9 protein-coding genes are annotated in these 12198 nt (G+C 68.5%); 4 read left to right on the forward strand and 5 right to left on the reverse strand.

Features of this window, described 5'->3' with window-relative positions:
• Positions 1-34: 34 nt before the first annotated feature.
• A complete protein-coding gene (locus KA712_14735; protein MCG5054218.1) occupies positions 35-1753 on the forward strand; it encodes a PilZ domain-containing protein in 1719 nt (572 codons plus the stop codon).
• Between the two features lie 2 nt (positions 1754-1755).
• Here KA712_14735 and KA712_14740 read toward each other — a convergent pair whose 3' ends face one another.
• Positions 1756-4029: a protein kinase gene (locus KA712_14740; protein ID MCG5054219.1), complete on the reverse strand. Its 2274-nt coding sequence runs from the start codon at positions 4027-4029 to the stop codon at positions 1756-1758.
• Positions 4030-4246: 217 nt separating this feature from the next.
• Here KA712_14740 and KA712_14745 point away from each other — a divergent pair, with 217 nt between their 5' ends.
• A complete protein-coding gene (locus tag KA712_14745; GenBank protein MCG5054220.1) occupies positions 4247-5011 on the forward strand; it encodes a protein phosphatase 2C domain-containing protein in 765 nt (254 codons plus the stop codon).
• A 51-nt stretch (positions 5012-5062) separates the two neighbouring features.
• Here the strand turns inward: KA712_14745 and KA712_14750 are convergent, their stop codons facing one another.
• The gene (locus tag KA712_14750; protein ID MCG5054221.1) at positions 5063-5743 is read right to left on the reverse strand and encodes a hypothetical protein; all 681 of its coding nucleotides are present in this window, start codon (positions 5741-5743) and stop codon (positions 5063-5065) included.
• A 207-nt stretch (positions 5744-5950) separates the two neighbouring features.
• Here KA712_14750 and KA712_14755 point away from each other — a divergent pair, with 207 nt between their 5' ends.
• Positions 5951-6568 carry a hypothetical protein gene (locus KA712_14755; protein MCG5054222.1) on the forward strand — a complete coding sequence of 206 codons (618 nt, stop codon included), beginning with the start codon at positions 5951-5953 and terminating at the stop codon, positions 6566-6568.
• A 30-nt stretch (positions 6569-6598) separates the two neighbouring features.
• Here KA712_14755 and KA712_14760 read toward each other — a convergent pair whose 3' ends face one another.
• Genes KA712_14760 through KA712_14770 form a run of 3 tightly spaced genes read right to left on the reverse strand, consistent with a single transcriptional unit; the run spans position 6599 to position 11512 of the window.
• Positions 6599-8668 carry a hypothetical protein gene (locus tag KA712_14760; protein ID MCG5054223.1) on the reverse strand — a complete coding sequence of 690 codons (2070 nt, stop codon included), beginning with the start codon at positions 8666-8668 and terminating at the stop codon, positions 6599-6601.
• Positions 8669-8697: 29 nt separating this feature from the next.
• Positions 8698-10263, reverse strand: coding sequence for a mechanosensitive ion channel family protein (locus KA712_14765; GenBank protein MCG5054224.1), 1566 nt, complete (start codon positions 10261-10263; stop codon positions 8698-8700).
• Positions 10264-10315: 52 nt separating this feature from the next.
• Positions 10316-11512 carry a hypothetical protein gene (locus tag KA712_14770; protein ID MCG5054225.1) on the reverse strand — a complete coding sequence of 399 codons (1197 nt, stop codon included), beginning with the start codon at positions 11510-11512 and terminating at the stop codon, positions 10316-10318.
• 90 nt (positions 11513-11602) lie between these two features.
• Between KA712_14770 and KA712_14775 the strand changes: the two genes are divergently transcribed.
• Positions 11603-12163, forward strand: a complete 561-nt coding sequence (locus KA712_14775; GenBank protein MCG5054226.1) for a hypothetical protein — start codon at positions 11603-11605, stop codon at positions 12161-12163.
• Positions 12164-12198: the final 35 nt, after the last annotated feature.

Consider the following 12198-nt stretch of genomic DNA (forward strand, 5'->3'; position numbering starts at 1 on the left):
GGAGCGAAACTCCGCTCGCGCAACGGATCCCAAAATGACGACTCGCAACGAACAACGCCGCGAGCCGCGTGTGGCCTTCTCGGGCCTCGTGCGATTGCGTGGCCTGGGTGAAGAAGAAAGCGTAGAGGCCGAGATCCGCAACCTGAGTGTGCGGGGCATGTTCGTGGCCTCGGACAAGGTGTTGCGCCTGGGCTCGTCCGTGTTCTGTCGCGTGGTGCTGGGCGACGATCGACGGGTGATCAAAGGCAAGGTGGCCTGGATCGCTCCGGAAAAGGACGCTGACCGCCGCTGCGCGGGGATCGAGTTCGTCGATCTCAGCCGCAAGGACAGCGAGGTACTTCAGCACGCGCTCGGAGCAGGTGGGCCTTCCCCCCCACAGGAAAATGCGTCTCCCGAAATCACGAATCTGGGGAGCGTCGAGGTGGCTTTCGAGGGCTTGCAAAACCCCATCAGGGCGCGGGCGCGCCTGAGCGAGGGCAGCCTCATCGTGACCACGAAGCTGCCCTTTTTGCGTGTGGGCTCCGAAGTGCAGGTGCGGTTCCCGCCCGCCGGGCCCGGCCAGGCCGCGCCCACGCGGGGCCGTCTCGAAGCCGTGTCGTTGGGAGATCCGGACCACGACGGTGTGCCCCGGCTGCTGGTCGAGCTCGCCACGCCCGGGCCGACCCGGGCTGAAGCCGAGGCGCCCACGCCCCCCGTGCTGGTGCCCCGGGACACCGAGCCGCAGGCGCTGACGCTTCCCCTGGCCGCCGTGCCCCTGCTCACGGCGAGCGTGCAGCCCGAGGGCGTCACCGATCCCGACATCACCCCCGTGGCCGCCACGAACGACGAGGTCACGGCGGTATCGGACATCCTCATCGATATCGGCTCCGAGCCCGAGGCCACCTTCGGTGCGCCCCTCACGCCGGGGGGCCCGGATGAGCCGCCGACAGAGGTCGAGCTCACGCCCGGGGCCGCGGTCGTCACCGATGCGGGCGCCCCGGCCTTCGGCTGGGCTACCCCGGCTTCCCCACCGCCCCGAGCCCGTTACGCCGTGGCATCGGCCGGAGCTTCCGGCCTGCCCTCTTCGATCGCGCCCGCCGTGCAGGCTGAGGGGCTGAGCGAGCCCGGTTGGGGGGCGAGTGCGTCGCACTTTCAGGCTGTCGCGTCTACCCCCTCCCCGGCAGGAGCGTTGCCCTGGAAGATCATCGCCGGTGCCGCCGTGGCCGCTGCGGCGCTGGCGTTCCTCACCGTAGGGACCGACGATCCACCGTCGCCCACCCCCCCTCCGGCCGCCGCCTTACCACCGCCCCCGGCTTCCGCGCACACGGGCATTCGCATCGAGCCCTTGCCGGCGCCGGTGGTGGCGAAGACGGTGGCTCCCAAAGCCGCGCCCAGACCGATGAGGCCCCCAGAGCCAGCGGCTCCGCCCGATGATCTGTGGGCCCCCATCGCCGATCCCTCGTGGCCGTTCACCCTGGCAGCCGAATCGCATCGCACCACGGTGTTCATCCCGCTCGGGGGGCGGCTCGCCAACCATCGTCTTTACAGCGTGACGAAGCCCGATGGCGTGGCGGGGCTCTTTCCGGAGGCCAAGCTTCGCGGCAATCCGGGCAAGTTCACGGTGAACGAGGCCGGAGTCACCCAGGTCTGGGCGGAGGCGCGAGAGGGTGGCCTGCACGTACGTGTGTTGTTCGGCACGAGCGTGCGCGAGCACGAAGCTACGCTCGAGCCGGATGGGTTGCGCGTGGTGGGCACCTTGCGGCAACCGCGCTGAGCTCACTCGAACTGAGCCAGGTCCGTTTCGATCAGCAAATAGAGCGTGCGCAAGAAGGTGAGCAGCTCTTCGGTTTGCGTGAAATGACTCATCCACTCCCGCAGGGTGCGGGAGCCGTCGAGAAAGTTGAGCACCTCGCGTGGCGTGGGCCCCAGCCGAAACGCCTCGGGCTGGATGCGTCCGTAGGGGTTGGCGCGGGGCCGGTACTCGAGAAAGGGTGTGAACTTCCGTTCGAGGAACTCATAAGGCAACGTGAGCAAACCGGCGCCCAAGATCTCGAAGGTGTCGAGACCCAGTGGGAAAGCCTCTTGAGGGTTGCGCACGCCGCGGTAGAAGCTGAAGTAGCCCTGGACCCAGGAGAAGATCTCCATCACGCGTTCACGGACTTGCTGGGACAGCAAACGGAACACGTCGAGAGGCCGCATCAGGCCGAGCCCCACCAGCGCGTCGCCCAGCTTGCCGGAAAACCGCGGCACGTTCGCCAGGGCAGCCTCCAAGTTCTGAAGGGTCAGGAACCCCCGCGAGACCAGATACTCGCCAAAGCGCTCGCTCTTCAGGCTGGAGTTGATCGACTCCGGGGCCCCCCGCACCAGGTACACCTCCTTGACGTGAGGGGATAGCTCGAAACGCAGGAGCCCCGTTTCTCCGTTGGCGGCGAGATCAGCGAACAGGCGCATCGGCGAGATGATGGAAAGGTCGCCCGCTTTGTCGGGCGGCCGCACGTCGGTGCCGAGGGGCAGGCTCAAATCGGTGGTGGGGGGAGGCCCCACGTTCGAGAGAGGATGCGTGGGCAACGGCCCGCTTCCTGGGACGGCCAGGGGGACCCCGAAGGGTGAGCCGTAGGGTGAAGCCACGGCCAGGGCGCCCGAGGACGCGGGGCTCATGGGGCCGGTCGGCGTGACGCCGTAGCTGCCCGGGGGGGCGGCATAGGGCAGGGGGCCCGTGTCGCTCGGCCGCTGGGGGGCCGGGATGGTGGGCACCGGGGTCTGGGGCTCTTCGTAACGGTCGAGCTCGACGATCGCCAGAGGCTTTTCCAGCACCCTTCCGAGCGCATCGGCCATGCCCGCAGCCGCGACGTCGTCGTCGATGACCACGTCGAGCTCCTCGGACGATCGGGACACCGCCGGCACGGCGGGCCCCTGAGGCTTCGTCGACGTGAGCTCGTGCCGCGGGGGCGGGGTCTCCTCCGTGGGCGCGTCACCGTCCACGTTGACGTTGCGCCCCCCCACCGCGGTGGGCGCCTGCGAGGCGATCCGCTTTCGCTCACCGGGGGCGGGCTCTTTCGCATGCCACCCGGCGACCTTGGTCTTGAGACGCGCCAGGCCCTCGGGGGAGGGATCGAAGTAGTCGTTGGCGGTGCTTCCGAGGTCGCGCGAGTTCACGCGCAGGCCATTGCGGAACAGAAAGTCTGCGAGCGCATCGCGGAACTCACTGGCGCTTTGGTAGCGATCTCCCACGCGCTTGCGCAGAGCCTTGCGCACGATGACGTCGAGGTCGCCGGGCACGTCCTTGCAGTACTTGTCGAGGCGCTCGAGGCGCCCATCCCGCACCATCAACAGCACGTCGAGATCCGTCGGTGCCGTGAATAAACGTCGCCCCATCAGCATCTCGGCCAACACGATGCCGATCGCAAACAGGTCGCTGCGGCCGTCGAGCGCGGCCCCCACGACCTGCTCGGGGGACATGTAGCCGTACTTTCCTTTGAGGGTGCCCGCCTGAGTTTTGCTTTCCCGCTCTTGCGCGTGCGCGATCCCGAAGTCACCTAGTTTCACGTCACCCCGGCGAGAAATGAAGATGTTCGAGGGCGAGATGTCCCGGTGAACGAGGCGCATCGGCTTGCCCGTCACGTCGACCGCGTTGTGTGCGTAGTCGAGGGCATCCAGCACCTCCATCACCACGAAAATGCTGAGCGCGACGGGAATGCGCACCTGTTTTTGTGCCGAGGTTCGCAGCAGCGCGAGCGCGTCGAAGCCTTCTACGTACTCGAGGGCGATGAAGTACTGCCCCCCCACCTCACCGAAATCGCTGACCTGGACGATCTTGGGGTGAACCAGCTGCGCCGTGAGCTTCGCCTCGTCGATGAACATGGACACGAAGTTCCGGTCCGCAGCGAGGTGCGGCAGGATGCGTTTGATGACGAGCTGCTTTTCGAAGCCGTGCGCGGAAACCATCTTCGCCTTGAAGACCTCCGCCATACCACCCGTGGCGAGCTTCTCGACGAGCGTGTAGCGCCCGAACTTCGAGGGAAGAGTGTCCTCCTTTCCCTCTTGTGCCATGCAGACCCAACTATAACACGGCGATTTTTCGTGCCGAATCAACAGGCTCTGAAAGTGCTCCGTGCAGCGGGGCTCCTATCCCACTTGCGCCGCCATGTACGTCCGGCGGAGCTGTTGCGCAATTGGGTTTCCGCATCGCTGCGCTGGTCGTTGGCTTCGGCAATTCGCCGCGCCGAACTGTACGAGGTGTCCGACCGGTAGTATCGTCGAAGAGGCGATGCACGCGATATCTACGGGCCTCTCCGATGTGGGAAGGCGTCGAAAGAACAACGAAGACAGTTTCCTGTGTGACGATGCCCTTCACCTGTTCGTCGTGGCCGATGGCGTGGGAGGCAACGCCAAGGGAGAGGTCGCCAGCGCCGAGTCCGTCGAGCTGGTGCACTCCTGGGTGCGCCGTTGGCGCAGCACCATCGAAGAGTTCAACGAAGCGCCCACCGAACAAAACGGCTTGATGGTCCGGCGGTTGCTGGAAAATGCCGTGCAGTCGGCCTGCTACATGGTCTTCGGCATGGGGCAGCTCGATCCGCGCCAGCGGGGGATGTCGACCACGTTGTCTTCGTTGCTGGTCACCAAGCGCGTGGCGTACATCGCCCAGGTAGGCGACAGCCGGGTGTATTTGTTCCGCGGGGGCCGGGCCGCCCAGCTCACGGAGGATCACACCCTCATCAACTTCAGGCTCAAACTCGGCCTCATCACCCCGGAGGAGGCGGCCAACGCCCCCGGCAAAAACGTGATCACCCGCGCCGTGGGCCATCAGGACTACGTCGAGGTGGACTGCATCGACGTGGAAATCGAAGCGGGCGATCGCTTCATGCTCTGCTCGGACGGCCTGCACGGCTACGTCGAAGACGGAGAGCTCGACGGGCTTCTGGCCGGCGATCGGGACCAGGTGGCGCAGCGGCTCGTGGCCCTGGCGAACGAGCGTGGTGGCCGCGACAACATCACCGTGGTGGTGGTGGACGTGGTCCCCTCGCTGGCCTGACGCCTCCCCCTTTTGCGAACGGAGCTCGGGTGGGCGTGCGTGGCGGCCCGGTCAGGCTTTTTTGTGCGAGCGGCTGAGGAACTTTCTCACGAAGCCCGGCTCTTGGACCTCGGCGAGCAACTCGATGGTTCGGAACGACGCCCGCCGGGCGCGGGCTTGGCTCTCTTCGGTGCGCGCGGTGCCGAGCAGGGCAAGCCGTCCCTCGTGCACGTGCTCCTGCTCGGTGGCCGGCAGAGCGCCCTGAAACAGCGCGGCCGTCTCCGGATCGCCGAGTGCCTCTGCGCGCGCGGCCAGCGCCTCGAAGCGCGCGAGCGCGAACGCCCCGTTGGTCAGCGCACCCGCCGCCGCACGCTCTTCCACGGTTTGTAGCGAGCGCAAAAACGCGAACAGCTTCGAGTACCCGAGGCAAAGGGGATCGAAGTCGGCGAGCGCCGCCGCCTCGGGGCTCGCGGCGTTCAGGTCAGCAAGGCGGGACTGCAGCAGGCCGTAGCGCTGGGCCGAGGCCCCACAGTAGGCCGCGAGCGCCACCTTGAACGGAAGCTCCTCGGTGTCGGTGAGCCAAAGCGCAGCGGCCTCCAGCGCTTCGAGGCACGTCTTGACCTCGAGTCGCATGAGGTCCGAGAGCGAGAGCGATTCGCTCTGCACCAGCTCGCGGTGCGCTGCCAGCAGGCGATCGAAGGAGGACTGATTTTTGCCCTCGAGCTCGGCAACGAAGGTTTCGACGGTGGTCATGGTGCCGAACGATTCTGGCTGCCTCCGCCCGGGCCCGTCAAGGCAAGCACCGACTTTCGCACCTCATGTCAACGCGTGTCTCGCGCGACGTGGGAACCCGCGCGCCGTCGAAGCCAAGGGATATCGTTGGACTTTGGGAGATCCGCATCCGGGTGCGATACTGGCGGCGTGGCAGCCGCTTCGAAGCAACGAGGTCCAAGGTCGGTCGTGGCCCTCGCTGTCGTGGCCTTCATGGCCGTTGGGGTGATCTACCTCTTGAATGCTTGGCGTCGCCGCCCCGCAGACCTTGCACTCAAAGGCCAGTCCGTTTCGTTTTCGTTGCCTTCGGGTGCGATGGAGCTTCGGCTTCCCAAGTTCCTCACCGAGACGTACGGCCCCGCGCGCGCCGTGGGTGATGAAAAGGTGCTGGGTCTGCGCGCCGGCGATCCGGACCGGGGTAACTTCGTCGTGATTGCCCTCTCGCAGGCAGACGCCGTGCCCTTCGCCGGCAACGGCTTCGAGCCCTGGCTCGCCGATGCCTATCTCGAGTGCCTGGCCACGGGCGATAGCAAAACGGGTCGGAACTGGTGGGCGCTCGAGGCCAACCAGGATCTGCCGTCGACGCCTTACGAGATGAAGTTCGTCGTGGCCCGCAACACCATTCCTCTCGTTTCGCGCACCTGCCTGGCGGGGACGAATACGCTGTCGGATGTCAACGTGCGTGTCTTCGGGGCCTTCACGGGCCTCAACATGGAGCGTTTTCGGAGCGACCTCGAGCTGATGTTCCGCTCGCTGGTCGTCAGCCCCGAGCGTGCGCGCGAGCGCCTTGGCATGCGCGCGGAGTGAGCGCTCGGGCCCGCCCGGGTCGGTGCCCGCTCATCTGGGCGGGTCCGGCACGGGGGTGACCTCCTCGAGTGACTTCACTACGCCGGCGTCGGCGTCCACCCAGACTTGCTCGCCTTGGCGAAGGCGTGTGCAGGCGCCTTCGGCCCCGACCACCGCCGGCAAACCCCGCTCGCGCGCCTGGGCCGCGACGTGATCGAGGGGCCCGCCGGTCTCGACCACCAGCGCGGCCACGTTCAGGAGAGGTAACTCCGTGGGCAGTATGCTCGTGGCCACCAAAATGGCGTCGGATGGCGGCGTGTTCCCCCCGGCCCGATGCAGATGGACGGTGCCGCTGGCACGTCCCCCCGTGCCGAATCCCCGCAGCGCCCCGGGCAGGCCCTCCCGTGGCAGGTGCGGAGGATTGCAGCGTTGGGCCTCTCGCAGGGCCTTTCCCGCCCGCGCCTGAGCATTCAGCTCGGCGGGCGCGGGAGAGCCCGCGGCCAGCGCCCGCGCGACGGGCAGGGGCAGCTCGAAGATCAAGGCGGGATCGTCCAGCTTGCCTTCGGTATGCAGCGAGGCGCCGAGGGCCAGCAGAGCCTGGCGAATCGGCGCTTGCAGTCGTGCGTAGAGCCAGTCGTCGGCTTCGCCGAGCGCCACGCAGCGGCGGGCGTGGTCCACGTGCGCGCGCAGCAGGGCCACGTCAGGGGCCGGGAGCGTCTGCGCGAGGGCCTCGAGCGTGACGTCGCGTGAAGAAGCCTCCTGCGGCGGCGCGGGCGCCTCCGGGCGGGGCAGACGAGGGCGCGCCAGGGTCTCGCGCAAGGTAGGCGCCGCCACGTCCCACGCCGCGGGCTCGTCGCCGAACTCCCCGAGAAGGCAGGACAGGGCGCGGGCCTCTGCCTCTTCGTTCCCGGCCCCGCGCAGCGCGCGCCACAGCGCGACCCTGCGTGTGGCCTTCGAGGGCACCCCGCCCAAGAGCCGGGGAAGCTCGGCTTGATGCGCGGGCAGGTGCGCGGCGACAAAGCGCTCGAGCGCCTGGCGGCCCTCGCGCACCACGCGTCCCACTTGGCCAAGCAGGGGTTCGTACCCTGCGAGCCACGTGGTGAGAGCCGCCTCGAGAGGCGGGGCGCCCTGCCATCGGAGCCAGGCTTCGTCGAGGTGCCCGCACAACGCATCGACGAGCGCCTCCGCATCGGCAACGGACAGCGGGGGGGCTGCAGAGGGAGCCGAGCGTCGATAAAACAGGTAGCCGCCGATCACGCGCTGGTCGTAGCCCGGGTGCGCTTGCGTGTCGGCCAGCGCCACCAGGCCAGCCTGGGCCGCCGACAGGGGCTCGGGATTGTGGCTTGCGTCCCAGACCCAGCCCGCGCTCACGGGGTCGAGGGGTTGCAGGGCGTGGGGCGCCGTTTCGCCTTCCGTCGGCACCCAGGGCTCCCGGCGCGGCGGCACGAAGGGGCGCCATTGCAGCCACGTGATCCCCCCAGCGTCCAGCAGCCATTCGAGCTCCGAGGGCCCCAGGGTTGCGGCGATCGCCAGCGCCTCGCGCGCGAGCGTTGCCTTGGTCTCGTCGTCGAGCTGCCCGTGCTGGACCCAGGTGTGCGCCGCTGGCCCGGAGCCACATGCGACGTGTCCCGAGGCGTGTGCAGGCCGGAAGGGGTGCACCAGCACGGCCACAGGGGCCGTCAGCGCCTTGCGGCCGCGGCTTCGTGCATACGCGCGGGCCGCGGGCGACACAGCCGAAGCGAGCACCGTCCGCACCGCGGCGGGGACCTCGGCGGCGCTCACGTCCACGCAGGACGTGAAGACCCCTGCGGCGAGGGCCTGGGGATCGTCTTCGAGCGCAAAGGACGAACGCACGGCAAAGCGGGTGCCGCCCAGGGCAGCGAGCGCCGCCTCGAGCGTTTCAGGAAACGAGCGGGGCCAGGCCGCGGCCCCGAGCCGTGCCGCCAAAAGAGCGAGGTCGTCTTCCTCGGAGGCCTGGCCGAGGAGGTGCCGGAACAGAGCGTCTTTGACGACGAAAGCGGGAGGGACCGGACGCCCGAGGCGGAGAAGCCGCCCCAGCGAGGCGGCTTTTCCGCCCACGTGCGCGGCATCGCCGAGCGAGCTGGTGATCCAGGAGGACACGACGGGCAGGCTAGCAGCCGTGAGGCCCTTCAGGCTTCGTCACCGAGCCCGAAGAACTTCTGCATCTTGCGAAGGATCTGCCGGCTTTGCTCCGCGGTGAGTGGGTCTTGCACACGGCCGTCCAGGTCCGTGAGCGCCTGGTCGAGTCCTTGCTGCCTGTGTGCCAGGATGGTTGCCAGCTCCGTGGCCACCTCCGGGCGCGCATGCACCAGCTGGTTTACGGCCTCCTTGTCGAGCCGATAACATTCCACCTCGGTCAGGGCCGTCACGGTGGCCGTGCGGGGAGACCCGGTCATCAGCCCGTGTTCCCCGAAGAACGCTGGCGCATGCAGCATGCCCACCACGGACTCCTTGCCGTTGCGTGCGGCCCGGATCTCCACCTCGCCCGAAAACAGAATGTAGAGCCAGTGGGCTTCGGCGCCCTGACGGGTAATCACCTCGCCGCGTGCGAACACCGAATAGCGCAGGCGCGCGGCCAGCTGCTCCCGCTCTTCGTCCGTCACGTTCGCGAACAGATCTACGCGGGTGAGCGTGTCCACGCGGCGCTGCTGTTCACGCTGCGCCTTGCGTTCGGCATGCGCTTCGTCGTCTTGCGCGACGAACACCGTGGCCGCCGGAACGGCCAGTGGGATGCCCGCGCGTTTGAGCGCGGCGAAGATGCGTACGCGCACCTCCGAGCTCGTGGGGTCGTCGAAGGCGAGATCCGTCAGCCAGTAGCGAACGGCGTAGTGGACGAAGCTGTCGCGCCCGTCGTTCGCGAGGTCGTGGCAAATGCAGTTGGGCGGGGGCTCCGCCGCCACGCCCGGGATGGGTGCTGCGCGCAGCGAGCCCTCCACCGTGGCAATCACTGTGGCGGGGCTATAGCGAAAGTCGACGTTGAAATGCACCCACGTGCGGTGTTGCACTGGCTGCCCGTCGCGTTTGCCCAGAATCACGATGTTGTGCGAGAGCAGGTTCGAGTTCGGCACGATCACCGTGTCCCAATTGCGGGTCTCGATGACCACGTGGCGCCAGCGGATCTGTTTGACCTGGCCTTCGATGCCCGGCTCGATCCGGATCCAATCACCCACGGCGATCGAGTCGTCGAGTTGCAGGGCCACGCCGCCCAGGACGTTGCCCAAGGTGGCCTGCATCGAGAACGCCAAGATCGCGGTGACCACGGCCGACGTGGCGACCAGGCTCGAGAAGTCCAGTCCGTTTCTGCGCAAGAACACGAACAGCGTCACCACGTAGGCACAGCCGAGCGCCACTTCGTGCACGATGTTGGGAATGCGCAGCCGAAGGCGCGGCAAGGCCAACTCGAAGAGCAGGAGTGCGCCCGCATTGATGAAGAGCAGCCGCACGAAGAGCCATGCCAGATCGCCCGCGAAGTCGACCCACTCGGCCTTGATGGAGCTCGTCCGAAGGGCGAGCGTGGCGAGCGCCACCTGGGCCATGACGCTGAACGTGTAAACGGCGAAGGGCACGGCCACCCGTCGCAGCCGCTTCCTGCGGTCGGGGGCGTAACGGCCCACCAGGAAAGACACCGCCACCACGAGGGCGGCGAGAGCCGAAAGACGCAGCAGAAGGTCTAACGAAAACGATGTGGCAGGCACGCCCAGGAACTCTCTTTCGCACGTCAACCGCGAGAAAACTGTCGGGCGCCCCTCAGTTCGGGCAGCCCGGGGGGAAGGCGACCGGTGTGGGCACGTTGGTGGACGCCAGAGTTCCCACGCCGAGTTGCCCGGAGGCGTTCTGCCCCCAGCACCACAAGCTCCGGTCGGCGCGCAGGGCGCAGGTATGGGCCTCGCCCACGCTGACGAAGAGGGCATCGGGCAGCGCCTCGACGGGCAGGGCCGCCGGCACCTCCAAGCGGGGGTCGGGGCCCAGTTGACCCGCGTCGTTTTTGCCGGAACAGGCTAAAACCCCCGAGCTTCGGATGACGCAGGCGTGGCCCGGACCCACAGCGAAAACCCGGTTGTCGCGGCCCCACGCGCTTTGCTCGGGCCCTTCGAGGGGAGGCACGCAAAACACGGCGCCCGACAGGTCGCCGGTGCCGAGCGTGCATGTCAGCCCCGGCGCGAGCGCTAGATTCACCACAGGCGTGGTGAAGGCGGTGGCCCGGACGGGGATGAGGCCGACGCCCGGTCCCGGTGCCACACCCAGCGCGCCCGTGTCGTTGCGGCCCCAGCAGGTCACCTCGCCCGCGGGTGTCCGCGTGCAGGTGTGGTCGCGCGTGGCCACGAGCACGCTCGTCGTGGCGGGAATGCCTGCCACCTCCACCGGCGTGGGGCGGGCGAGGGCCGTGCCATCGCCCACGAGACCTGCCTCGCCCCAGCACCACATCGTGCCGTTCGAGAGCCACGCGCAGGCATGGGCGCCGCCCAGGGCCAAGTTGGCCACGCTCCCCGGCAAGGGGACGCGGGTGGGTGTGGCCACGACCGGGGTGTCTACCGGCTGGCCGAGGGTCTCGCCCCAGCAAGCCACGCTGGTGTCGGCAAGGCGGGCGCAGGAGCTGCCCTCGGCGGCATGGGGTTCGAGGACCAGGGCAGGCGTGGGTACGAAGGTGGGCAGGGCCCGCGGCGCGAGATCGCCAAGGCCAAGCTGCGCCTTGTCGTTGGCGCCCCAGCAGTAGAGCCGTCCGTCCACCAGCACGGCGCAGGTGTGGCGCGCGCCGGCCGACACGCGGCTCACCTCACAAGTGCGGGGGTTGCGGACCACCCGCACGTCGGATTCACCAGCGTCCACGGTGGCCAGGGGCCCCTCCGGCGGACGCGTGTCTTCACACCCGGCACTCCCGAGGGTCACGAGCAAAGCGGCGCCCCAACCGAGCGTCAAAGCGGCAACGTGAGGCGGAGGCGCCATGGCGCCTCCATGATAGCCGATCCCCGAGGGGGTCGGCGTGTTGGCGCTTCGGCTTGGCCGCCGCACGAAAAGGGACTAAGAAGGGCGTACATGAAGGGGCCCTTGTTTTCAGGTGCCGTGGGGCATCGGCACACCCTCGAACGCCTCGACGCGCTTGCCCGCGGGCGGGGCGCCGTGGTGGTCCTCAGCAACATCTGGTTGGCGGCCGCCTTGTGCGCGGGCGGCCCGGTTCACCTGGTGGTGGAAGCGCGACGACAGCGCACCGCCCTTCGGGCCCGTCGCCGCGCCGAACGGCTGGGGCACACGCTGACCGTCAGCCTGGCCGCCGAGGCGCTGCCCTTTCGCCCGCGGGCCCTCGGCGCGCTGATCGTGGACGACCTGGCCGAGCTCGCCTCCGACGAACTACACGACTTCGTGCGCAGTCTGCTTCCGTTCATTGCCGAGGCGGGGCTTTTGCTCTCCCTGGACTCCACGAAAGAGCCCCGCGTGGAGAGCCGCATCGCCGGGGCCTTCCTGGCGTTCGGGTTGGTGGGCCTTGGACAAGAGCGGCCGCGTGAGGGGGCGCTTCTCACGCTGGGCGCGTCGGCTGCCGAGCCCGTGGTACGCACCTTGGCGGCGGTCTACGATCAGGCGGAGCGCGCCGCCCTGTAAAGCCAGGCGCCCCACGCGCCGCCCTCGCCGCGGAG

The sequence above is a fragment of the Myxococcales bacterium genome, from assembly GCA_022184915.1.
GTDB lineage: Bacteria > Myxococcota_A > Polyangia > Fen-1088 > Fen-1088 > JAGTJU01.

Bases quoted from the DNA above. Each gene is read 5' to 3' on its own strand.
- KA712_14735 (MCG5054218.1), top strand. From the start codon at position 35: ATGACGACTCGCAACGAACAACGCCGCGAGCCGCGTGTGGCCTTCTCG.
- KA712_14740 (MCG5054219.1), bottom strand. From the start codon at position 4,029: ATGGCACAAGAGGGAAAGGAGGACACTCTTCCCTCGAAGTTCGGGCGC.
- KA712_14745 (MCG5054220.1), top strand. From the start codon at position 4,247: ATGCACGCGATATCTACGGGCCTCTCCGATGTGGGAAGGCGTCGAAAG.
- KA712_14750 (MCG5054221.1), bottom strand. From the start codon at position 5,743: ATGACCACCGTCGAAACCTTCGTTGCCGAGCTCGAGGGCAAAAATCAG.
- KA712_14770 (MCG5054225.1), bottom strand. From the start codon at position 11,512: ATGGCGCCTCCGCCTCACGTTGCCGCTTTGACGCTCGGTTGGGGCGCC.
- KA712_14775 (MCG5054226.1), top strand. From the start codon at position 11,603: ATGAAGGGGCCCTTGTTTTCAGGTGCCGTGGGGCATCGGCACACCCTC.